This window comes from Rhodovulum bhavnagarense (genome assembly GCF_004343505.1).
GTDB classification, from domain to species: Bacteria; Pseudomonadota; Alphaproteobacteria; order Rhodobacterales; family Rhodobacteraceae; genus Rhodovulum; species Rhodovulum bhavnagarense.
In genome coordinates this window covers 163,550-185,542 of sequence record NZ_SLXU01000003.1, presented here as the reverse complement: position 1 = coordinate 185,542, position 21,993 = coordinate 163,550, and the positions used below count along the sequence as shown (strand labels likewise).

At 65.3% G+C, this 21,993-nt stretch carries 24 protein-coding genes and 1 tRNA gene; 15 read left to right on the top strand and 10 right to left on the bottom strand.

From position 1 onward, the window contains the following. Positions 1-58: 58 nt before the first annotated feature. Positions 59-760, top strand: a complete 702-nt coding sequence (lexA, locus tag EV663_RS05955) for a transcriptional repressor LexA (protein WP_132950869.1) — start codon at positions 59-61, stop codon at positions 758-760. On the opposite strand, the gene EV663_RS05950 is transcribed toward lexA, so the two are convergent. Further along, the gene (locus EV663_RS05950; protein WP_243697883.1) at positions 754-2,781 is read right to left on the bottom strand and encodes a ComEC/Rec2 family competence protein; all 2,028 of its coding nucleotides are present in this window, start codon (positions 2,779-2,781) and stop codon (positions 754-756) included. The genes lexA and EV663_RS05950 overlap by 7 nt on opposite strands. Before the next feature lie 77 nt (positions 2,782-2,858). On the opposite strand from EV663_RS05950, the gene gltX reads away from it, so the two are divergent. Both gltX and gltA read left to right on the top strand, forming a co-directional pair. After that, the gene (gene gltX / locus EV663_RS05945; protein WP_132950868.1) at positions 2,859-4,262 is read left to right on the top strand and encodes a glutamate--tRNA ligase; all 1,404 of its coding nucleotides are present in this window, start codon (positions 2,859-2,861) and stop codon (positions 4,260-4,262) included. Between the two features lie 97 nt (positions 4,263-4,359). Then, positions 4,360-5,655, top strand: coding sequence for a citrate synthase (gene gltA / locus EV663_RS05940; RefSeq protein ID WP_132950867.1), 1,296 nt, complete (start codon positions 4,360-4,362; stop codon positions 5,653-5,655). Positions 5,656-5,765: 110 nt separating this feature from the next. On the opposite strand, the gene EV663_RS05935 is transcribed toward gltA, so the two are convergent. From EV663_RS05935 to EV663_RS05915, 6 genes are all read right to left on the bottom strand, one after another. Then, a complete protein-coding gene (locus EV663_RS05935; protein ID WP_132950866.1) occupies positions 5,766-6,374 on the bottom strand; it encodes a superoxide dismutase in 609 nt (202 codons plus the stop codon). 63 nt (positions 6,375-6,437) lie between these two features. Next, positions 6,438-6,998 carry a sarcosine oxidase subunit gamma gene (locus EV663_RS05930; RefSeq protein WP_132950865.1) on the bottom strand — a complete coding sequence of 187 codons (561 nt, stop codon included), beginning with the start codon at positions 6,996-6,998 and terminating at the stop codon, positions 6,438-6,440. Further along, positions 6,991-9,999, bottom strand: a complete 3,009-nt coding sequence (locus EV663_RS05925; protein WP_132950864.1) for a sarcosine oxidase subunit alpha family protein — start codon at positions 9,997-9,999, stop codon at positions 6,991-6,993. The genes EV663_RS05930 and EV663_RS05925 overlap by 8 nt, the downstream gene beginning before the upstream one ends. Beyond that, entirely contained in the window at positions 9,996-10,325 is a 330-nt protein-coding gene (locus EV663_RS05920) for a sarcosine oxidase subunit delta (protein ID WP_132950863.1), read from the bottom strand. The genes EV663_RS05925 and EV663_RS05920 overlap by 4 nt, the downstream gene beginning before the upstream one ends. Before the next feature lie 54 nt (positions 10,326-10,379). Further along, positions 10,380-10,544: a hypothetical protein gene (locus tag EV663_RS15580; protein ID WP_165910139.1), complete on the bottom strand. Its 165-nt coding sequence runs from the start codon at positions 10,542-10,544 to the stop codon at positions 10,380-10,382. Positions 10,545-10,677: 133 nt separating this feature from the next. After that, positions 10,678-11,931 carry a sarcosine oxidase subunit beta family protein gene (locus EV663_RS05915; RefSeq protein WP_132950862.1) on the bottom strand — a complete coding sequence of 418 codons (1,254 nt, stop codon included), beginning with the start codon at positions 11,929-11,931 and terminating at the stop codon, positions 10,678-10,680. A 199-nt stretch (positions 11,932-12,130) separates the two neighbouring features. Here EV663_RS05915 and ccmI point away from each other — a divergent pair, with 199 nt between their 5' ends. Genes ccmI through EV663_RS05900 form a run of 3 tightly spaced genes read left to right on the top strand, consistent with a single transcriptional unit; the run spans position 12,131 to position 14,018 of the window. Further along, the gene (ccmI, locus tag EV663_RS05910) at positions 12,131-13,372 is read left to right on the top strand and encodes a c-type cytochrome biogenesis protein CcmI (protein WP_132950861.1); all 1,242 of its coding nucleotides are present in this window, start codon (positions 12,131-12,133) and stop codon (positions 13,370-13,372) included. After that, positions 13,369-13,848, top strand: coding sequence for a Holliday junction resolvase RuvX (gene ruvX, locus EV663_RS05905; RefSeq protein ID WP_243697882.1), 480 nt, complete (start codon positions 13,369-13,371; stop codon positions 13,846-13,848). Before ccmI ends, ruvX begins: the two co-directional genes overlap by 4 nt. Continuing rightward, entirely contained in the window at positions 13,845-14,018 is a 174-nt protein-coding gene (locus EV663_RS05900) for a DUF1289 domain-containing protein (protein WP_132950860.1), read from the top strand. The genes ruvX and EV663_RS05900 overlap by 4 nt, the downstream gene beginning before the upstream one ends. Positions 14,019-14,155: 137 nt before the next feature. Here the strand turns inward: EV663_RS05900 and EV663_RS05895 are convergent, their stop codons facing one another. Continuing rightward, positions 14,156-14,902, bottom strand: a complete 747-nt coding sequence (locus EV663_RS05895) for a GNAT family N-acetyltransferase (protein ID WP_132950859.1) — start codon at positions 14,900-14,902, stop codon at positions 14,156-14,158. 107 nt (positions 14,903-15,009) lie between these two features. Between EV663_RS05895 and msrB the strand changes: the two genes are divergently transcribed. Then, a complete protein-coding gene (gene msrB / locus EV663_RS05890) occupies positions 15,010-15,420 on the top strand; it encodes a peptide-methionine (R)-S-oxide reductase MsrB (protein WP_132950858.1) in 411 nt (136 codons plus the stop codon). Here msrB and EV663_RS05885 read toward each other — a convergent pair. Then, on the bottom strand, positions 15,417-15,875 hold the full coding sequence (locus EV663_RS05885; RefSeq protein WP_132950857.1) for an outer membrane protein assembly factor BamE: 459 nt from the start codon (positions 15,873-15,875) through the stop codon (positions 15,417-15,419). The two genes, msrB and EV663_RS05885, sit on opposite strands and share 4 nt — an antisense overlap. 81 nt (positions 15,876-15,956) lie before the next feature. On the opposite strand from EV663_RS05885, the gene EV663_RS05880 reads away from it, so the two are divergent. From EV663_RS05880 to EV663_RS05845, 8 genes are all read left to right on the top strand, one after another. Next, a complete protein-coding gene (locus EV663_RS05880) occupies positions 15,957-16,502 on the top strand; it encodes a YceD family protein (protein WP_132950856.1) in 546 nt (181 codons plus the stop codon). 155 nt (positions 16,503-16,657) lie between these two features. Next, positions 16,658-16,867, top strand: coding sequence for a 50S ribosomal protein L32 (gene rpmF / locus EV663_RS05875; RefSeq protein ID WP_132950855.1), 210 nt, complete (start codon positions 16,658-16,660; stop codon positions 16,865-16,867). A 27-nt stretch (positions 16,868-16,894) separates the two neighbouring features. Beyond that, entirely contained in the window at positions 16,895-17,995 is a 1,101-nt protein-coding gene (gene plsX / locus EV663_RS05870) for a phosphate acyltransferase PlsX (RefSeq protein ID WP_132950854.1), read from the top strand. Positions 17,996-17,997: 2 nt separating this feature from the next. After that, positions 17,998-18,969, top strand: a complete 972-nt coding sequence (locus tag EV663_RS05865) for a beta-ketoacyl-ACP synthase III (RefSeq protein ID WP_132950853.1) — start codon at positions 17,998-18,000, stop codon at positions 18,967-18,969. 98 nt (positions 18,970-19,067) lie between these two features. Next, on the top strand, positions 19,068-19,370 hold the full coding sequence (gene ihfA / locus EV663_RS05860; RefSeq protein WP_132950852.1) for an integration host factor subunit alpha: 303 nt from the start codon (positions 19,068-19,070) through the stop codon (positions 19,368-19,370). A gap of 8 nt (positions 19,371-19,378) precedes the next feature. Further along, positions 19,379-20,398: a MerR family transcriptional regulator gene (locus tag EV663_RS15810; protein ID WP_243697881.1), complete on the top strand. Its 1,020-nt coding sequence runs from the start codon at positions 19,379-19,381 to the stop codon at positions 20,396-20,398. Positions 20,399-20,461: 63 nt separating this feature from the next. Beyond that, positions 20,462-20,538, top strand: a tRNA-Pro gene (locus tag EV663_RS05850). A gap of 80 nt (positions 20,539-20,618) precedes the next feature. Then, positions 20,619-21,719 (top strand): 2'-deoxycytidine 5'-triphosphate deaminase, encoded by a 1,101-nt coding sequence (locus tag EV663_RS05845; protein ID WP_132950851.1) that lies wholly within the window; start codon positions 20,619-20,621, stop codon positions 21,717-21,719. Positions 21,720-21,771: 52 nt separating this feature from the next. Here EV663_RS05845 and EV663_RS05840 read toward each other — a convergent pair whose 3' ends face one another. Then, positions 21,772-21,981, bottom strand: a complete 210-nt coding sequence (locus EV663_RS05840) for a hypothetical protein (RefSeq protein ID WP_132950850.1) — start codon at positions 21,979-21,981, stop codon at positions 21,772-21,774. Between the last annotated feature and the right edge of the window lie 12 nt (positions 21,982-21,993).

Here is a 21,993-nt window from a genome sequence, read left to right as displayed (position 1 = left end):
CACAAATCGGGAACATGTATAGAACATTGGCGAACGCCTTTGCGAGGACGGAGGGTCCATGCTGACGCGCAAGCAACTTGATCTGCTCGAATTCATTCACAAGCGGACCCAGGCCGATGGCGTTCCGCCTTCGTTTGACGAGATGAAAGTGGCGCTGGACCTGCGCTCCAAGTCGGGCATTCACCGTCTGATCACGGCACTTGAGGAACGTGGCTTCATCCGACGCTTGGCCCACCGTGCGCGCGCAATCGAGATCGTGAAACTGCCTGACGCACTCGAAACGGAATTCGCCGCGAAGGGCTTTTCCCCCAAGGTCATCAAGGGCGACGCACCTCCGCCCCCGCCGCCCGGCGCCATGCCGGTCGAGGCCGTCGGCGCGATGGAACTGCCGGTGATGGGCCGTATCGCGGCAGGCACCCCGATCGAAGCGATTTCAGAGGTCGCCACCCATGTCGCGGTGCCCGGAACGATGCTGTCGGGCAAGGGTCGGCACTACGCGCTGGAGGTCAAGGGCGACTCGATGATCGAGGCCGGGATCAACGATGGTGACATCGTGGTGATCCGCGAACAGAAATCGGCCGAGAACGGTGAAATCGTGGTCGCCTTGGTCGAAGGCTTCGAAGCGACGCTGAAGCGGTTTCGTCGAAAGGGCGATATGGTCGCGCTTGAGGCTGCGAACCCGGCCTATGAGACGCGGCTGTTGCGCCGCGACCAGGTCGAGGTTCAAGGCCGCCTTGTCGGGCTGATCCGCAGCTACTGAGTCCAGGAGCGGCGTCCCGCCACCACCCGCGCCGCGGTAAGGCGAGGGCCCTGCGGCGTGGCATGAACAGAAAGTGCACCGGTAGTATCCAAAGCGGTACGATCGAACATGACGCATCCCTCGGGTGGGTCCGCGACCCTCTGGGGGACGATGACCCAACCCTCGGCACAAGCAGCGGCAAGCCGCGCCGCCCAGCCCCGGCCGGAAATCAGCGTGATGCCCTGGCCCGCCACCTCTGCACGCTGCGCGCCGGGCGTCCCCGCCAGGCCAGGCCGGCCAAAGGCGGTTTCCTGGTCGGCCCGGTCGCCGTCGTTTTCCAACCAGCTCAGTGCAATGAACCCCTCGCCCGAAGGCTTGCTTAGCGTCCGTCCCTCAGGCCCCATTAACCCGATCAACCCGCCGCTTTCGGCGATCAAAAGCGCCGGACGTTCTGTCTGTGCCCAAAGAGCAAAGGCCGCGGCAACGGGAACCAGCCCGGCCACCCGCGGCCAGCCGCGCCACAGCACCGTGAAAAGCGCCCCCAGCGTCATCAACGGCAACACCAAGGGCCCCGGCGCCACAACCGGCCAGACCGCCCCGTCCAACGCTGCCACCCGTTCGGCCACCGCGAGAATCCAGGCGATGCCCCAGCGCATCGGCTCAAGACCCAGCCCCGCCAGGCCAAAGGGCGCAAGGCAGGTCGCCACAATCGCCGCCGGCATCACGAGCGCCCCCATCAGCGGCACGCTCAACAGATTGGCCAAGAGACCGAATTGCGCGACCTGGTTGAAATGCGCCGCCCCGAAGGGCGCGGTCGCGGCGCCAGCCACGAGAGAGGACACCACCACCGCCAAAGGTGCGCGCAGCCATCGCGGCGGGCGCGGCACGGTCTTGGGCAGACCACGCAGCGCACCGAACACGGCCACCAGCGCCGTGGTGGCGGCAAAAGACATCTGGAAACCCGCGCCGGTCAGGCTCTCGGGGCTGAGCACCAGCACGATCAAGCCAGCCACCGCCACCGCCCGCAGCGTCAGCGCACGTCGGTCGGCCAACACCGCCCCCAGAACGACGGCCACCATGATAAAGGCCCGTTCGGTAGCCACGTTTCCGCCCGACAGGGCAAGGTAGAATGCCCCGGCACAGAGGGCTCCGATGGCCGCGATCTTCTTGGCGGGCAAACGCAGCGCCAGCACCGGCACCAACGCCACCGCGGTACGCAGCGCACCAAAGACCAAACTGGTCAATAGCCCCATATGAAGCCCCGAAATCGCCAGCAGATGCGCGAGGTTGGAATCGCGCAACTCTTGCAGTGTTCCGCGGGAAATCCCCGAGCGGTCCCCGGTCAGGATGGCCGCCGCAAAGGCCCCCTCGTCACCGGGCAGACGCGCACGCAGCGCCGCCGACAAACGCATCCTGACCCGGTTCACGATCAGCGCCGCGCCTTCCTCGGGCAGAGCGAGCATCACGGGCGGACTGCGGGCATATCCGACACCGCCCAGCCGCTGAAACCAGGCGTGACGCCGGAAATCGAACCCGCCCGGCTCGGACGGGGCGGCCGGGGGCGAAAGATGGGCGGTGATCCCGATGCGGGTACCCGGCATCGGCGCGGTCAGACCACCATCGCCATGCAAGGCAATGCGCAGGCGAGTGGGTGTTTTGCCGGGGGCCAGCCCCGCGATCCAGACCTGGTCCAGCGTCAAGCGCGGCACATCCGAAAACGACCGGTCAAGCGCGACCACCCGTCCCTCCACCGCAGCATGAACACGATAAGGCAGCACGGGCGCGGTGACGACGTGGCTGCGCAACGCCGAGAGGACCAGCCCCGCCGCGATCAGCCCAGGAATCAGCGCGAGCGGCGCCAAACCCGGCCGCCACAATGCAAGTCCCCCGAGCCCCGCGGCGCCCAGCCCTGCCAGACCCAGCACCCAGCCCGGCGGTTCGACCCGCAGCGCGAAGTAAAGCCCGATGCCGAGACCCAGCATCACCGGGGCCCAGGCAAACAGGTGCCCCCGCTGGGCCTCGAATGCCGCTCGCAGCGCCACGGCTTGTCCTCTGTGCAGCGATCTCCTAGACAGAGGGCAACACTATCCCCAACATGGTTTCCAAAAGGTTAAGGTGCATGTCCGAGGCTCCTGTCGTCACCCGCTTTGCCCCCTCGCCCACCGGCTTTCTGCATATCGGAGGCGCGCGCACAGCCCTTTTCAATTGGCTTTACGCACGCGGGCGCAGTGGAAAGTTCCTGCTGCGGATCGAGGATACCGACCGCGCCCGCTCGACCCCCGAGGCGACGCAAGCGATCCTGGACGGGCTGACATGGCTGGGGCTGGACTGGGACGGCGAACCGGTCAGCCAGTTCGCCCGTGCGGACCGGCACCGCGAGGTGGCCGAGGCGATGTTGGCCAGCGGCACCGCCTACAAGTGCTTTGCCACGCAGGACGACATTGCCGCATTTCGCGAAGAGGCCCGCACCGAAGGTCGATCCACCCTCTATCAAAGCCCCTGGCGCGACGTTGATCCGGCCACGCATCCCGATGCGCCCCATGTCATCCGGCTGAAGGCTCCGCGCGAGGGCGCAACGGTCATAAATGACGAAGTCCAGGGCAAGGTAACCATCGGCAATGACCAGCTTGACGACATGGTCCTGCTGCGCTCGGACGGCACACCGACCTATATGCTGGCCGTGGTAGTCGACGACCACGACATGGGCGTGACCCATGTGATACGGGGCGATGACCACCTCAACAACGCCGCGCGCCAGATGCAGATCTATGCCGCGATGGGCTGGCAGGTCCCGGTCTGGGCGCACATCCCGCTGATCCACGGCCCCGACGGCAAGAAACTGTCGAAACGCCACGGCGCGTTGGGGGTCGAGGAATACCGCGACATGGGCTATCCAGCGGTGGGGATGCGCAACTACCTCACCCGGTTGGGGTGGTCGCACGGCGATGATGAGTTCTTTACCGACGCTCAGGCGCAGGGCTGGTTCGGCCTTGAGGGGATCGGCAAATCACCCGCCCGCCTCGATTTCAAGAAACTGGAAAATCTTTGCGGCCAGCATTTCGCGGTCATGCAGGATGCTGCGCTGCTGCGTGAGTACGAGGCATTCCTCGCCGCAACCGGGCAGTCGCCGCTTGAGATCACGCAGAAAGAGGGGCTTGCAAAGGCGCTGCCCCTGCTGAAAACTGGCATAAAAACATTCCCGCAACTCTCTGAAAAAGCACATTTCGTTCTGGCGACTCGCCCCATCGAGCCGGACGAGAAGGCCATGAAGGCCCTAGATGGTGTATCCCGTAGTATACTGTCGGAATTGACGCCGCATCTGCAAAATGCTAGCTGGTCGCGAGAGGCGCTTGAGGCGACAGTTGGCGCAGTGGCAGAGGCCCATGGGCTGACGCTGGGCAAGCTGGCAGGGCCCTTGCGCGCGGCGCTGGCGGGGCGCACGGTTTCCCCCAGCGTCTTTGATATGATGCTTGTCATCGGCCGGGAGGAAACAATTGCCCGGCTGGCTGACGCAAGGGGTTGAGGACGGGCATCCGGCCACGCACGCGCCCCGCACGCCAATGACCGGTGCCGCGAAAGGGAGCGCGGCCCCGGTTTCCCGTGAAATGAAAGGGACCTTAATGGCCGACAGCACGAAAACCGCGACTCTGACGCTTGGGGAAAAAACGGTCGAACTTCCGGTGCTCAGCCCCAGCGCGGGCCCCGACGTGATCGATATCCGCAAGCTTTACGGCAAAATGGGCGTATTCACCCACGATCCGGGTTTTACCTCTACGTCGTCGTGTGAATCGTCCATTACCTTCATCGACGGAGATCAGGGCGAGTTGCTGCATCGCGGCTACCCGATCGACCAGCTTGCCGAGAAGTCGCACTTCCTGGAGGTCTGTTTTCTGCTGCTTTACGGTGAATTGCCGACCGCCGCGCAGCTTGAGGATTTCGAAAGCCGGGTGACGCGCCACACCATGGTGCATGAACAGATGCACCGTTTCTTTACCGGGTTCCGGCGCGACGCACACCCGATGGCCGTCATGGTGGGCGTGGTGGGCGCGATGTCGGCCTTTTACCACGACTCGACCGATGTAAACGATCCATGGCAGCGCGAGGTCGCCTCGATCCGACTGATCGCCAAGGTGCCGACCATCGCGGCAATGGCCTACAAATATTCGGTCGGCCAGCCCTTCGTCTATCCGCGCAACGATCTCGATTACGCCTCGAACTTTCTGCGCATGTGTTTCGCGGTTCCGACCGAGGAATACGAGGTCGACCCGATCCTGACCCGCGCGATGGATCGCATCTTTACCCTGCATGCCGATCACGAACAGAACGCCTCGACATCGACGGTGCGGTTGGCATCTTCCTCGGGCGCCAACCCGTTTGCCTGTATCGCGGCCGGTATCGCCTGTCTCTGGGGGCCGGCGCATGGCGGTGCGAACCAGGCTTGCCTTGAAATGCTCCAGGAAATCGGGACGGTGGATCGCATTCCAGAATTCATCGCCCGCGCCAAGGACAAGAACGATCCGTTCCGCCTGATGGGCTTTGGCCACCGCGTCTACAAGAATTTCGATCCGCGCGCGAAAGTGATGAAACAATCCGCGCATGAGGTTCTGGACCTGCTGGGCGTCGAAGATAACGAGACCCTGAAGGTCGCGATGGAGTTGGAAAAGATCGCGCTGGAGGATGAGTATTTCGTCGAGAAAAAGCTTTACCCGAACGTGGATTTCTATTCGGGTATCATCCTTGACGCGATGGGCTTTCCGACCTCGATGTTCACACCGATCTTTGCGGTATCGCGCACAGTGGGCTGGATTTCCCAGTGGAAAGAGATGATCGCCGACCCGGCAATGAAAATCGGCCGCCCACGCCAGCTTTATACTGGAGAGACGCGGCGCGACTATGTCGATGTGGAAGACCGCTGAGGCGCGTGATCGTCATCCTGCAATAGCGCCGGGATATTGGAAGACACCGGGCCAGAAAATTGAAAACGGCCGCCCTATGGGCGGCCGTTTCGCATATCAGATGCGCCCGATCAGGCGTTGGCCAGCCGTTCGGCCACATTTTCCCAGTTCACCAGGTTGTCGAGAAAGTTGGTCAGATAGGCTGGGCGCTTGTTACGGAAATCGATGTAGTAGGAATGTTCCCACACGTCACAGCCCAACAGCGCGGTCTGGTCAAAGCAGAGCGGGTTCACCCCGTTCTCTGTCTTGGTCACCTTCAGCGTGCCGTCGGTATCGACCACCAGCCAGCACCAGCCAGAACCAAACTGCCCTGCCCCCGCGGCGGAAAACTGTTCCTTGAACCCATCGACCGACCCGAACGCATCCTTTAGACGCGCTTCCAGCTCAGAGGGCATGGCCGACTTGCCCGGCCCCATCATTTCCCAGAACTGGCAGTGGTTCCAATGCTGCGAAGCGTTGTTGAAGATGCCGTTCTGCGCGACCGCGCCGGCCTCGTAGGTGCCCTTGATGATGTCTTCCAGGCTCTTGCCGGCCCAGTCGGTGCCGTCGATCAGCTTGTTGCCGTTGTCGACATAGGCCTTGTGGTGCAGGTCGTGGTGATACTCCAGCGTTTCCTTCGACATGCCCAGATCGGCAAGCGCGTCGTGGGCATAGGGAAGATCGGGAAGTTCGAAAGCCATGAATGGGCCCCTCTTTGTTGACTGCGTCACTTTGCCGTAGATGGAGGCCAAGCCGGGGGAAGGTCAACCCCCGGCAGTAAAATAGCCGACCTCCGCGCCGGGTGCGGCGGCGTTGGCCAAGAGCCCGGCGACGTAGCCGCCGACCGACCGGAAACAGACCAGCCCGAAGCGGTCTGCGTCCTTTTGCCAGACGGCCACCGGCACCTGTGCCAGCCGCGTCCGCCGGAATGTGCCCGGGACGAAGCGGGCGGGCGCGAAATCGACGGGCGAGAGCTTGGCCAGAACCTCGCGCGCGCCGGGGCCAGTCAGGCGGAACTGCGCGCGCGCATCCGACACGTCGACGGCGGTGATATGATCATCGCCGATCTTGTCCCGCAGGGCCGCCAGCGCCTCGGGCACCTCGGCCCCGGGGACGAAGATCAACACCTCGTCGGGGGCCATCCAGCCGATACCGCGCGCGCCCTCGAAGGCGCAGCGCAACGGGTCGGGCAGTGGCAGATCCAGCGCCTTTGCCAGCACGTTCTTGAACCGGCGGCTGTCCATGTCGCCTTTCAGCGTGATCATGCCACGGCCGGCCACGGCCTCGATCCGGGCAAGCCCTTGGCTGCGGGCAGTCTCAGACATTCTGCTTCTCCCCCTCGGGGTCGTAGAAGACCGGGCTGACAATGCGTGCACGCACCGTGCGCCCATCGGTGCGCATGAACTCCAGCACCTCGCCCATCCGGTCGGGGCCGCGCCGCACCAGACCCATCGCGATCCCGCGCCCCAGGGTGGGCGAGTGGTAGGTCGAGGTCACCCGGCCCTGGGTGTTGCGCTGGCGGTTGCCATTCAACCCGGCATCCACCGCATAGGCCCCGTCCGGCAGAACCGAGCCGTCCAGCGTTTCCAGCCCGACCAGTTTCCAGCGCTCAGGATCGGTCATGTGCACCCGCTCCTGCGCGCGCTTGCCGATGAAATCGGCTTTCTTCCTGGACACCGCCCAGTCGAGCCCGAGGTCCTGCGGGATAACCGTGCCGTCGGTTTCATCCCCGATCATGATGAAGCCCTTCTCGGCGCGCATGACATGCAGTGCCTCGGTGCCGTAGGGCGCGACACCCAGATCGGCCCCGGCCTCCAGGCACTTGTCCCAGAACGCCTGCCCCTGCCCCGCCGGCACGGCCACCTCGAAGCTGAGTTCGCCCGAGAAGGAGATACGGTAGACCCGGGCCGGGATCCCGGCCAGTTGCCCTTCGGCCCAGCCCATGAAGGACAGCGCCTCTTTCGACAGGTCCATGCCCCCCAGGCGGTCCAGCAGCTGGCGCGCCTTGGGGCCGACCACGGCCACCTGTGCATGTTGCTCGGTCAGGTTGACGACGTGGACCTTGAGATCCCACCATTCGGTCTGCAGCCATTCCTCAAGGTGCTGATGCACATGTTCGGCCCCGCCCGAGGTGGTGTGGCACAGGAAACTGTCCTCGGACAGCCGCGCCACGACACCGTCATCCATCAGGAACCCGTTCTCGCTGCACATCAGCCCATAGCGGCAGCGCCCCGGCTTCAGCGTGGACATCATGTTGGTATAGACGCGGTCGAGGAACGCGGCCGCATCGGGCCCTTTGACCAGCAGCTTGCCCAGGGTCGAGGCATCCAGCAGGCCGACATTTTCGCGCGTGTTCGTCACCTCGCGCTGGACGGCCTGCGCGCGGCTTTCCCCCTTGCGCGGATAGCAGTAGGGCCGGCGCCATTGCCCGACCGGTTCGAACACCGCGCCCTGCCCCGCGTGCCAGGCATGCATCGGGGTCTGGCGCACCGGCTGGAACAGATCGCCACGCGCCTCGCCCGCGATGGCGCCGAAGGTCAGCGGCGTGTAGGGCGGGCGGAAGGTGGTGGTGCCGACCTGCGGGATCTCTGCCCCCAGGCTGTCGGCCAGGATCGCCAGGCCGTTGATGTTGGACAGTTTCCCCTGATCCGTGGCCATGCCAAGCGTGGTGTAGCGCTTGGTATGTTCGACGCTTTCATAGCCCTCGCGCGCCGCCAGCTGGACATCCGACACCTTCACGTCGTTCTGGTAGTCGAGGAACATCTTCATCCGCAAATCAGGCCCGGCCCGGCCGGGCATCACCCAGAACGGTTGCATCGGTGCCTCATCGGCGGCCTCGGCCCGGGCCGGGTTCGCCTCTGCGGCATGTCCAAGGGCGGTGGTCGCAGCGACGCCGGCGCGCGCGGCATCGGCCAGGCAATCCCCGGCGAAAAGCGCACCGCTGGCGCTGCCCGCGGTGTGGACGAAAGGCGCGCCATCCGCCCCCGTGGGCGCGCGGCCCGGATCGGGGCGGAACATCGCGTTGGCCGCGTCCCAGATCAGCTTGCCGCCGCAATGGGACCACAGATGGACCACCGGCGACCAGCCGCCCGACATCGCCACCGCATCGCAGGCGATGCTGTCGATGGGCAGGCCGATGCCGCCGGCATTGCCGACCCCCACGCCCTTGACCCGCGTGGTGCCCTTGACCTTGACCACCGCCATGCCCGTGCGCACCGGAATGCCACGCGCGCGCGCTGCCTGCGGCAGCGGGCCGTCGGCCACATCGCGCGCATCCAGGATCGCAGGCACCTCAAGCCCCGCATCGAGCAGGGCCAAAGCGGTGCGGTAGGCATCATCATTATTCGTGACCACCACGGTGCGCCGCCCCGGCGCCACCGCCCAGTTGACCACATAGTCGCGCAAGGCCGAGGCCAGCATCACCCCCGGCACGTCATTGCCCGGAAAGGCCAGCGGCCGCTCGATCGCGCCGGTCGCCGCAATGATTTGTTTCGCCCGGATCTTCCACAACCGGTGGCGCGGGCCGGGACGGTCGGGCGCGTGATCGGTCAGCCGTTCATCGGCCAGCACATAGCCATGATCGTAAACACCCGTCCCTTGCATCCGCAGGCGCAGGCGGACATTGTCCATCGCCGACAGCGCCGCGACCGTCTGCGCAACCCACTCGGCGGCGGGCTTGCCGTCGATGGTCACGTCGTCCACCGGCGCGCGGCCGCCCCAATGGGCCGTCTGCTCGATCAGCAGCACCTCGGCGCCCGCCTTCGCCGCGGCCAGCGCCGCCTGCAGCCCGGCAATGCCGCCGCCGACCACCAGCAGGTCCACATGGGCGTAGAAATGTTCGTAGCTTTCGGGATCGCCCTCGGTCGGAGCCTGGCCCAGACCCGCGGACTGACGGATCACCGGTTCATAGACATGTTTCCAGAAGGCGCGCGGCCACAGGAACGTCTTGTAGTAAAAGCCCGCGGGCAGGAACCGGGCCAGCCGGGCGTTGAGCGCACCCACATCGAAGGCGAGCGAGGGGAAGCGGTTCTGGCTTTCGGCCACGAGCCCGTCGAACAGCTCGGTCATCGTGGCGCGCTGGTTCGGCTCGAACCGGCCGCCAGTGCCCAGGCCGACCAGCGCGTTGGGCTCCTCGACACCCGAGGCCACCAGCCCGCGCGGACGGTGATACTTGAAGGACCGGCCAACCATCACCCGGTCATTGGCCAGCAGGGCTGCGGCCAGCGTGTCGCCGGCAAACCCCTCGCACGCCGCCCCGTCGAAGGTGAAGCGCTGCGGCGTGCTGCGGTCGATCAGCCGCCCGCCGGTTTCCAGACGCAAGCTCATTGCCCACCCTCCGAGCTGAACCCGGGATGTTTTTCGGCGATCCGGTCAAGGATGTCCTGCGGCGGAGCGCTGACCTGGGCGGAATAGGTACCAAAGACCTCCAGCGTGCGGGTATCGCGCGCCGCATGGAACCATTTGCCGCAGCCATGGGCATGGCGCCAGCGCTCGAAATGAACGCCGTAAGGGTTCTTTCGCTGGAAGAGATACGCCTCGAAAGCGTCATCGGAGGAGCCGGGGCCTTGACGCAACAGGTGCGCTTCGCCGCCCGGGGCCAGTTCGGTTTCGTCTGCGGCCGCGCCGCAACAGGGACAGGTCAAGCGAAGCATCGCGCCCCCTCGGTCTGGAATTGCAACAGACGGGGGGCGCGGATGCGGCCCCCCTTATTCGTCGGGAAGCGGGAAGACCTGCACGCTTGTTTCACCACGCGGCATGTAGATCTGGCTGGCCACCACCGCGAGAAAAAGCGGGACAAGCAATCCGCCGACCAGGCCGATCCACTTTGCCGCGGCCGGTGACACGAGAACGACATCTTGTTCGTCAGACATGGGCGCCTCTCAATGTTTCGCTTGCCGCAACTTATTGAAACCGCGCGGACGGTCAAGGCGACCATTCGCCCGCCGGCGCCATCTGCGACAGTGCGGCCCAAGCCACCCCCCCGCAGAAATGCCCTGCCCCCTGTCAATGCGCCACCCCAGCGGCCACGCTTTCATCGATGAATCGTCCCTCGCGGAACCGATTCAGCCCGAACTCGACGGCCAGCGGCCCCGGCTCGCCCTTGGCCACCAGCTGCGCCATCGCCCAGCCCGAGCCGGGGATCGCCTTGAAGCCCCCGGTGCCCCAGCCGCAATTGATGAAACAGCCCCCCAAAGGCGTTTTCGAGATGATCGGCGAGCGATCCCCGGTCATGTCCACGATCCCGCCCCATTGCCGCAGCATTTTGAGCCGCGTGATGATGGGGAAGGTTTCGCACAGCGCGCGCACGGTTTCCTCGATATGGTGGAAACTGCCGCGCTGGGTGAAATTGTTGAACCCGTCGGCGCCGCCGCCGATCACCATCTCGCCCTTGTCGGACTGGCTCATGTAACCGTGAACGGTGTTGGCCATCACCACTACGTCCATGCAGGGCTTGATCGGCTCGCTGACCAGCGCCTGCAACGCCACCGATTCCACCGGCAGGCGGAAGCCGGCCATGTCGGCCAGCCGCCCCGAATGGCCCGCCACCACGATGGCAAGCTTGCCGCAGCCGATGGCACCTTTCGTGGTCTCTATGCCGGTAACCTCGCCATCCGACTGCCTGATCGCCGTCACCTCGCAATTCTGGATGATGTCCATCCCCATGGCAGAACAGGCCCGCGCATAACCCCAGGCCACCGCATCATGGCGCGCCGTGCCGCCACGCGCCTGCCAAAGCGCCCCCAGCACCGGATAACGCGGCCCGTAGATATTGATGATCGGCACGATCTCCTTGACGCGTTGGGGGCCCACGAACTCGGTCGGTATGCCCTGCAGCACGTTGGCATGCGCGGTGCGTTTCCAACCGCGGACCTCGTGCTCGGTCTGGGCCAGCATCAGCACGCCGCGCGGGCTGAACATCACGTTCATGTTCAGGTCCTGGCTCAGCGTTTCATAAAGGCTGCGGGCCTTTTCGTAGATCGCAGCCGATGCGTCCTGCAGGTAATTCGATCGGATGATCGTGGTATTGCGCCCGGTATTGCCGCCCCCCAGCCAGCCCTTTTCAACCACCGCCACGTTGCGGATACCGTGGTTACGACCCAGGTAATAGGCCGTGGCCAATCCGTGGCCACCCGCCCCCACGACGATGACATCGTAATGTTTCTTCGGCTCGGGCGCGCGCCAGGCCCGGTCCCAGCCTGCGTGATATCGCGCAGCCTCGCGCGCGATGGCAAAGGCAGAATAACGTCTCGTGGCCAACGGGCGACTCCCCTTGTTCGATGCGGGCCTGGCAGGCCCGTTCTAGCAACCTGCCGCCCGAAGCCCCCTGCCCACCAGCGGCATGGCATCACAAGAACGCGACATCGGGCAAGGTGCAAGCCCTTGACGCCCTTTCTCCCTTTCGGGCCGGGCGCCGTCGGTCTAGACCGGGTCAAGCCAAGCAAAGCAAGAGGCCCTCATGCAATTCACGGCGCTCGCCATAGCCCTGGCCGCAATCGTCGCGGCGGTCCTGCTGATTACCCTGCTGCGCGGACGGCGCGGCGATGCACCGGCGGCGGCCTATGACCTGAGGGTCTACCGCGAACAGCTTGCCGAGGTCGACCGCGACCTCGCGCGCGACATCATCACGGGGGACGACGCCGCGCGCATCCGCACCGAGGTCTCACGCCGCGTCCTTGATGCCGACCGCAAGCTGGCCGCCTCGACCGGCGCGGCAACTGCACCGCCGGGGCTCAGCGCCGCAGCGGGCGGTATCGTTCTGGCCGTTCTGCTGGCCGGCACCTGGTTCACCTATTCCCGGATCGGCGCGCCTGGCTATCCCGACCTGCCCTTGCAAGCCCGCATCGAAATGGCGAAAGAGGCGCGCGAACAGCGCCCCCGCCAGGCCGTCGCCGAGGCCGAGGCGGGACCGATTCCCGGCATCGAGGCGCCCGACCCTGCACATCTCGACCTTGTTCGCCAATTGCGCGAGGTCGTGGCCGAAAGACAAGAGGATCTGCGCGGCTTCCTGCTGCTGGCCCGCAACGAGGCCGCGCTGGGCAATTTCGACGCCGCCCACAAGGCACAGGCCCGCGCGATCGACCTGAAAAAGGGTCGCGCCACGGCCGAGGATTACGCCACGCTGGCCGACATGATGGTGATCGCGGCGGGCGGCTATGTCTCGCCCGAGGCCGAAGCCGCCCTCGAAAACGCCCTTAACCGTGACCCCGAAAACGGGATCGCGCTCTATTACTGGGGCCTGATGCATATCCAGACCGGCCGGCCCGACACCGCCTTTCGTGTCTGGCGTCACCTGCTTGGCCTCACCGGGCCGGACGATCCCTGGCTGAGACCGGTTCGCGCCCAGATCGAGGAACTGGCCTGGCAGGCCGGGGTGGACGACTACCAGCTCCCCCCCCTGCCCCAGGCCAACGCCCCCCTGCGCGGCCCCAGTGCCGAGGACATGCAGGCCGCCGAAGACATGACCCCGCAACAGCGCCAGGAGATGATCAAGGGCATGGTGGCGAACCTGTCCGAACGGCTCGCGACCCGCGGCGGCACACCACAGGAATGGGCCCAGCTCATCCGCGCCCTCGGCATCCTCGGCGACACCGCGCAGGCCGGCGCCATCTGGACAGAGGCACAGCAGGTCTTCGCGCTTCATCCCGAGGCCCTGCAAGAGGTCCGCCAGGCCGCGACGTCCGCAGGTGTGGCCGAGTGAGCGTGCATGACACCCCCGAGGCGCTGGCCGCCGCGCTGCCGCGCGGCCGCGCCCTCGTGGGGCTGGACCTCGGCGACAAGACCATAGGCGTGGCGGTCTCTGACGGGCTATGGTCGATCGCGAGCCCGCTGGAAACCATCCGGCGGCGCAAGTTCGGCCTCGATGCCGCCCGACTTCTCGACATCGCCGCGGGACGCGATGCCGGGGGATTTCTTTTGGGGCTGCCGCGCAACATGGACGGGACAGAGGGACCGCGCTGCCAATCGACCCGCGCCTTTGCCCGCAATCTATCCCGAATGACCGACCTGCCGATCGGGTTCTGGGACGAACGCCTCTCGACCGTCGCCGCCGAACGCGCACTCCTTGAGGCCGATACCTCCCGCCGCCGCCGTGCCGAGGTCATCGACCACGTCGCCGCCAGCTATATCCTTCAAGGCTTTCTTGACCGGCTCTCCCACATGGAACTCCACAGATGACCTCGTCGATACCGCCCCGGACCCCCTGCATCGATATCTGCCGGATCGATCCCGAAACCCGGCTCTGCGCCGGTTGCGCGCGTTCCATGGATGAAATCGCGGCCTGGTCGCGGCTGTCCGACACCGAACGCTCGCGGATCATGGCCGAATTGCCCAACCGCAAGGTCTGATCAGCCGCGCATCGCCGGGCGCGCATGATGCGCCCCTTGCCAGACCGCGGGCCTCCAGCTTCTTCTTGGCCGAAATACCCCGGGGGTCCGGGGGCAGCGCCCCCGGCCGATTCCCGCCTCGCGCCAGTCAGCTCCGCCTAGCCCGCTGCCGCGCGCAACAGGCGCTTGCGCGCGGGCGGGATCGCCCGGATTTCCAGGCCGGTAAACACGTGCAGCGTGTTGAGGTCGCGATCCACCACCGCATGATCGGACACCCACCCCCCCATCACCAGGTAGCTGCGCAAAAGCGGCGGCATCCCGAGCATGGCCCGTTTCGCATCCGGCTTTCGCAACCGAAGCAACTGGGCAAAACGGAACACGTTGGGCGCCTTGACCCGCGGCAGCCACCGCTTCGGGCCGAGATGGCGTTCGGTCAACAGCGCAAAGGCATCCATGTAGGCCTCGGCCTCGGTACCCTTGAACGAGGAACAGCCGAACAGCATCTCGACGCCTTCCTCGTCCACGAACCGCGTCATCGCGCCCCATGCCACGCGCAGGATATCTGGGTCGCGCCAGTCGGGATGGATGCAGAACCGCCCCATCTCGACCATCGGTCCATCGAATTCGGCCAGCGCCGACAATTCGTAATACTGCGCCGAATAGCTCTGGCCTATCTCTGCCCCGCAATGCAGAGGCAGAAGGCGAAAACAGCAAACCAGCGCGCCACTACGAGCATCCTCGACCAGCACGTGACGGCAGGCGGCGTCAAAGGCGTCGGCGTCGCGCCCTTCGGGCGCATCCACGCTGGCACGGAAGGTCAGATAGCGCAACCGCTGGGCAGCGTCGACATCGGCGGGGGTTTCGGCCAGGCGCGCGGTATAGCGGCCCTTGCGAAGTGACAGCATCGTGACTGCTCCAAGGGACTGGCGGGCGGTGTCCGCGCGCCTAGTTAAGGTTGCGTGCCGATAGCACGCAAGATGTGACATCAATTTGACAGGCAGAAGGTGACCGAATGCCTCAGAAAACCACCAGGACCGATGCCGAATGGCGCGAACGTCTGTCCGAACTGGCCTATCGCGTGACCCGCAAGCACGCCACCGAGCCGCCCTTCAGCCATGACGATTTCCCGAAAGAAGCAGGCACTTTCCGCTGCGTGTGCTGCGGCGCGCCCCTGTTTGAACAGGCCGACAAGTTCGACAGCGGCACGGGTTGGCCCAGCTTCACGCGCCCCTTCAACCCCGAAGCCGTGGGCGAGCGGACAGATCGCAGCCTGTTCATGACCCGGACCGAGGTGCATTGCGCGGCCTGCGCGGCGCATCTGGGCCACGTCTTTCCCGACGGACCAGCCCCCACGGGGCTGCGCTATTGCATTAACGGGGTGGCGCTGGACTTCGTCCCCGCCTCTCGCGGGGAAGATGCCTAGTCGATCAGGTCTTCGGCGCGCAACTGGCCGACAGAGCCCAGCAATTGGCGAATGAAGGACACGCCCTTGATATTGTCGTCGGTTACGCGCCGGTTCAATGCAATCACGCGCCCATCCTCGAGGCCGAAGCGCTCGATATTGCTGACCGTGCCCCCTTCGTCGAAAGAGATCGCCACGACCTCGCGACCGATCTCCTCGGGGGCACGATAGGCGACGGTCCGGGTCCGGCTGGCGACGTAATACCACGCATCGTCACGCATCACCCCGGCCACCTGCGGAGACCCGACCAGTTCGGCCACGGAGGCCCGGCTGTCCACGCCGACCAGGATCTGCTCCAGATCACTGTCGCTGGGGGCATAGCCATGATTTCGATAGATCGGGCTGCAACTGGCCATGGCGCCCGCCAGCAGGCCGACAGCGATCCACCTTGCCCATCTTGCGTCCCGCTTTGCCATGCCACCCCCTTGTCACGGCGCCCCTTGGCTCCTATCGACGCTTACAGAAGGAACTCCGCCGGTTCAAGAATGGAACGAGCCATGCCAGCGCGCCAGAAGACAGACACCCCGATCCATCCCCGCCGACTGCCCGCGCGCGCCGCGGTCGAGATCGTGGTCGAACCCGATGCGCCCGCGCGCGCCGCGCTGGCCGAGCGTTTGGGGCTGATTGCGCTGCGCAAGCTGCGCCTTGCCGGGCGGCTTGTCCCCGAGGGCCGACGCGACTGGCGGCTGGAGGCAAGCCTGGGCGCGACGGTGGTCCAGCCCTGCGTTGTAACGCTTGCCCCGGTGACGACGCGCATCGACGCACCCGTGATCCGCACCTATCGCGCCGAGATGCCGCCCCTGCCCGAGGGCGACGAGATCGAGATGCCCGACGACGAGACCGAGGAACCGCTGCCCGAGACAATCGATCCGACCCAGGTAATGGAAGAGGCTCTGGCGCTTGCTCTGCCGCTTTATCCTCGTACCGAGGGGGCCGAGTTGGCCGAGACGGTGATCGGCCCGCCCGGCGTCGCACCGCTGACCGACGAGACGGCAAAGCCGTTTGCCGGGCTGGCCGCGCTGAAGAAGAAACTCGACGATTAACGGCGACAGAAAACACTTGCGCGCAGCCAGAATCGCAGTATGGTCCCGGCCTCGCTTGCACGATGGGTAGGACGCCGCGCCGAGGGCGCCAAGAGGCGCGTTTCCCCAAGAGAAATACCACCGGGCAGATTGCCCCGAAGGATCGAGGTTGAGACATGGCTGTCCCTCAGAATAAAGTCACGCGGTCCCGCCGCAACATGCGCCGCTCGCACGATGCGTTGGTGCCCGGCAACCCGGCCGAATGCTCCAATTGCGGCGAGTTGAAGCGCCCGCACCACGTCTGCCCGTCCTGTGGCCATTATGACGACCGCGAAGTTGTCGCCTTGGCCGACGAGATCGACCTGGATGAAGAAGACGCCGCCTGAGCCGGCTGGCAGGGCTGAGCGTCACCCATGACCGAACAACAGCGTCAGCATTTGCGCGCCGCCCCGCGGACCGTGATCTCGGTTGACGCGATGGGGGGCGACCGCGGGCCATCCGCGGTGGTGGCGGGTCTTGCCCGATCGGCGGGCAAGAACCCCGATATCCGTTTTATCCTGCACGGCAACAGGCCCGAGCTTGAACGGCTCGTGGCGCGTCGCAAGGTGCTGGAAGGGCGTGTGGATATCCGGCATGCCGAGGATGTCGTAACGATGGATGCCAAGCCCAGCCACGTGATGCGGCATGGGCAGAAAACCTCGATGTGGTCCGCGATCGACTGCGTGCGCCAGGGAGAGGCGCCGGTTTGCGTGTCATGCGGCAATACCGGCGCGCTGATGCTGCTGTCCATCGTCCGGCTGCGCAAGTTGCCGGGCGTAAACCGTCCTGCCATCGCCTGTCTCTGGCCTTCGCGCAATCCGCACGGGTTCAACGTGATGCTGGATGTGGGTGCGGACGTGCGCGCAGACGAGCATGATCTGCTGCAATATGCGCTGATGGGCACTTCCTATGCCCGAAACGGTCTTGGACTGGACCGCCCGCGCGTGGGCTTGCTGAATGTCGGCACCGAGGAAAACAAGGGCCGGGCCGAGTTAAAGGCCGCCCATGACCTCATCCAGAACTGTGCGGATCGCGCCAATTTCGACTTCGTTGGTTTCGTCGAGGGGGGCGATATTCCCTCGGACAAGATCGACGTGATCGTGACCGACGGCTTTACCGGGAATGTCGCGCTGAAGGCCGGCGAGGGCACGGCCCGGCTGATCGGCGATTTCATGCGCGAGGCGTTCAATGCAACCCCGCTGTCGCGCATCGCGGCACTGTTGGCCTATACCTCGCTGCGCCGCCTCAAAAAGCGGATCGATCCGCGCCGTGTCAATGGCGGGGTATTCCTGGGTCTGAACGGTACGGTTGTCAAATCGCATGGGTCTTCCGATGCAACGGGCGTATCAGCAGCGGTCAAACTGGCCTTCGAACTGGCCCAGTCCGGGTTTACCGAGCGGCTGGCGATGCGGGTTGCAACAGCAGCCTGCGGCGAGCAGGAGGCCACGCAGGCCGCGGCGGGGAGCACACGATAACCATGGCAAATAGATCCATCGTCAGGGGCGTGGGGCATTACCTGCCCGAGCGCGTCGTCGAGAACGCCGAATTCGAAACGACCCTCGACACCTCTGATGAATGGATTCGGTCGCGTTCGGGGATCGAGCGGCGCCATTTCGCGGCCACGGGCGAAAAGACCTCTGATCTCGCGCTGGCGGCTGCGCGAGCAGCCCTGGAGGATGCGGGCCTCGATGCCAGCGGGATAGATGCGATCGTCCTGGCCACGACCACCCCGGACCAGACTTTTCCCTCGACCGCAACCGCGGTCCAGGCCGGGCTTGGCATGACGCATGGTTTCGCTTTCGACGTGCAGGCGGTCTGCGCCGGGTTCGTCTATGCGCTGTCAACCGCCAACGCGATGATCTTGTCGGGCCAGGCGCATCGGGTTCTGGTCATCGGGGCCGAAACCTTCAGTCGCATTCTGGATTGGACCGACAGGGGAACCTGCGTGTTGTTCGGTGACGGGGCCGGTGCCCTGGTGCTTGAGGCCGGCAGCGGCGCCGGCACGGCCGACGATCAGGGCATTCTGTCGGTCGATCTGCATTCGGACGGTCGGCACCGGGACATCCTCTATGTCGATGGAGGCGTATCCAATGGCACGACCGGCCATGTGCGCATGCAGGGGCGCGAAGTGTTCCGCCACGCGGTCGAGAAACTGTCGGCCACGGCCCATGCCGCCCTGGACAAGTTGGGGCTGACGGGCGCCGATGTGGATTGGCTTGTGCCCCACCAGGCCAACCTGCGCATCATCAAGGCCACCGCGCAAAAACTCGATCTGCCGATGGAACGCGTCGTGGTCACCGTTCAAGATCACGGCAACACCTCGGCCGCCTCGATCCCGCTGGCGTTGTCAGTGGGCAAGGCGCGGGGCCAGATCAAGCCGGGCGACCTGTTGGTGACAGAGGCGATTGGCGGTGGCCTGGCCTGGGGGTCGGTGGTTTTACGCTGGTAGAATGGCGCTGAAACTGGGCGCTGCAAGGCGTTGATATTGACTTTTAAAGCCTTTTCTCCCACGCTCAGTCTTGGCAATGGCATCGGGAGAACATGGCAATGGCGGGCAATACCCTCACCCGGATGGACCTGACCGAGGCGGTGTTCCGCGAGGTTGGGCTGTCGCGTAACGATTCCGCGGACCTGGTCGAAAGCGTGCTTAAGCACATGTCTGATGCGCTGGTGCGTGGCGAGACAGTCAAGATTTCGTCGTTCGGCACCTTTTCCGTTCGCGACAAGGCCGCACGCGTGGGCCGCAATCCCAAAACCGGCCAAGAGGTTCCGATCCTGCCGCGCAGGGTTCTGACCTTTCGCCCCTCTCACCTGATGAAAGAGCGGGTCGCCGCCGGCAACAAGGGCTAGCGGCCCGGATGCAGAAGTCCCCCGATGCGTTTCGCACCATTTCCGAGGTATCCGAGTGGCTGGATACCCCGGCGCATGTCCTGCGATTCTGGGAAAGCCGCTTTAGCCAGGTCAAACCGGTAAAACGCGCTGGCGGGCGGCGTTATTATCGCCCCGCCGACATGCAGCTACTGGGCGGGATCAAACGGCTTTTGCATGACGAGGGTCTCACGATCCGCGGCGTTCAGAAGATATTGCGCGAGGAAGGGGTACGCGCGGTGGCGAATCTCTCGCCACAGCTCCCGGGCGACGCGGCAATAAAAGACAGCGTCGAGGCGGGATTGCCGCCCCTGCCCGCAGTCCGGCGCAGCAGGGCCAAGCAACCGGACGAGGACGCGCCCGAAGCCCCGATGATCGAAGATGTTCCACAGGACGACGAGGACGACCAAGAGGACGACAACAATGTCGTGCCCTTCGGTCAGCCCCGGACCGAAACCGACGATGCCGATCCCGGTTTGCCGCTATTTGCGCGTGATCATCCCCGCAACGACATCACCCCGCCCGACGCCGAGATCGAGACGACGCCACTCAACGATGCCCCCCGCGTGCAGCACCCGGCGCAGAACGACGCGCCGCCCCGGTCTGAGACATCGCGCAAAGGGGGCAACGAGGATAGCGACGACATGCATAGCGGCGCCGGGCCGATCGTAGAGACCGGTGAAGAAGACGCTCACGGCAGTCGGCTCGCTGGCGGCCACCCGATCACGGCAAGGCCCACGCAATCCTCGCCCGCCTCACCTGATCGTGCGCCGCCCGGCGATCCCCCGACCGTGCCCTCCCCTGCCGCGCTCCGGCCGGGGGCTGATCTGGCCGCAGACGATCCCGCCGATGACGATCCAGCCTTTGCACCCCGTAGCGCCCCGCTGCGCACGTTGGCGCGCAGCCCCGAGTTTCACCGCGCGTTGCGGCAGGATTCGGCGCGCACCATTGACCTTGTCGGACGGCTGCGGGGCCTTGCCCTGCGCATGGATGAAACCCATCCGAGGTAAGGCGCGGAATATGGGTTTTGCGTCTTGCCCCCGCCGCCAGACATGGTATGACACGCCCCACGTCGGGCTATGGCGCAGTCTGGTAGCGCGTCCGTCTGGGGGACGGAAGGTCGCAGGTTCAAGTCCTGCTAGCCCGACCAACATCAAAACCGCCCGTGCCGCACCTCTCGCGTCGCGGGCGGTTCTGGTTTCGGGGCCATCCCCTGACGAAGGAGAGCGCATGACCGGCGTCGGTGTTTTGCCCGCACAGGAAATCGAGACCCTCGTGACCGGGGGGGCGATCCTTAGCGATACGCCGCTGGCCGAGGGACAGGTTCAACCCGCCTCTCTGGACCTGCGCCTTGGGCATGTGGCCTATCGCGTGCGCGCCTCGTTCCTGCCCGGTACGGGGCATAGCGTGGCCGAGCGTCTTGCCGATTTCGAAATGCATCGCATCGATCTTTCGGGGGGCGCGGTGCTGGAAAAGGGTTGCGTCTATGTCGTGCCCCTGTTGGAAAGCCTCGATCTGCCCTCTGATATCCAGGCGGTTGCCAACGCCAAGAGCTCGACCGGACGGCTGGACCTGTTGACGCGCGCCATTACCGATGGCGGGGTTGAATTCGACCGCGTTCCCAACGGCTATCGTGGCCCGCTATATGCCGAAATCTGCCCCCGCTCGTTTTCGGTTCTCGTGCGTCCCGGACAGCGATTGAACCAGGTCCGCTTTCGCCGTGGACAGTCCGTTCTGGAGGATGACGAACTCGCCGCGCTGCATGACACGGTCGGCCTGGTCAAAGGCGGGCCTGCCGTGATCTCGCAGGGATTGGGTTTTTCGGTGGACCTGCGCCCGACCGCCGACAGCCTCGTGGGATTTCGTGCAAAGCCCCATACGGGCGTGATCGACCTCGATCGGATCGGCGCCTACGATCCAGCCGAGTTCTGGGAAGAGCTTCGCACCGACCGGGGACGGATCATCCTCGATCCCGGCGCATTCTACATCCTCGTCAGCCGGGAATCGGTACATATCCCGCCCGACTTTGCCGCCGAAATGGCGCCTTACCTTGCCATGGTGGGCGAATTCCGGGTGCATTATGCGGGCTTTTTCGATCCCGGTTTCGGCCATGACGCGGCCGGTGGCGCGGGCTCGAAAGGGGTGCTTGAGGTTCGCTGCCACGAGGCACCCTTTGCCCTTGAGCATGGACAGGTCGTAGGCCGGCTGGTTTATGAACGCATGGCCGAACGCCCACGCACGCTCTACGGGGCGGGTATCGCCTCGAATTACCAGGGCCAGGGGCTGAAATTGTCCAAGCATTTCCGCGCGGACCAAGCTGCCACCGCTTAGCTCGCAAAGGCGTGCGCTCCCGGAACGCCGGCACGCAGAACGGCCTGCCCGATCAGAACCGGCCGATGCGCCGGGCGATGCGCATGGATTGCTTCACGCGTTTCTTCGTATCCTGCGCCTGGGCATGGGCATCGCGCCTGTCCGCCGGGTCGGTATCCTGCCGGCGCCGCGTGGCCATGTCGATGCCAGCATCGATTCCCTTGTTCAGAAACTTGCGCATCACGATGCGCACAGCCATGTTGATCAACTGGGTCGCGTTCACTTCTCGCTCTCC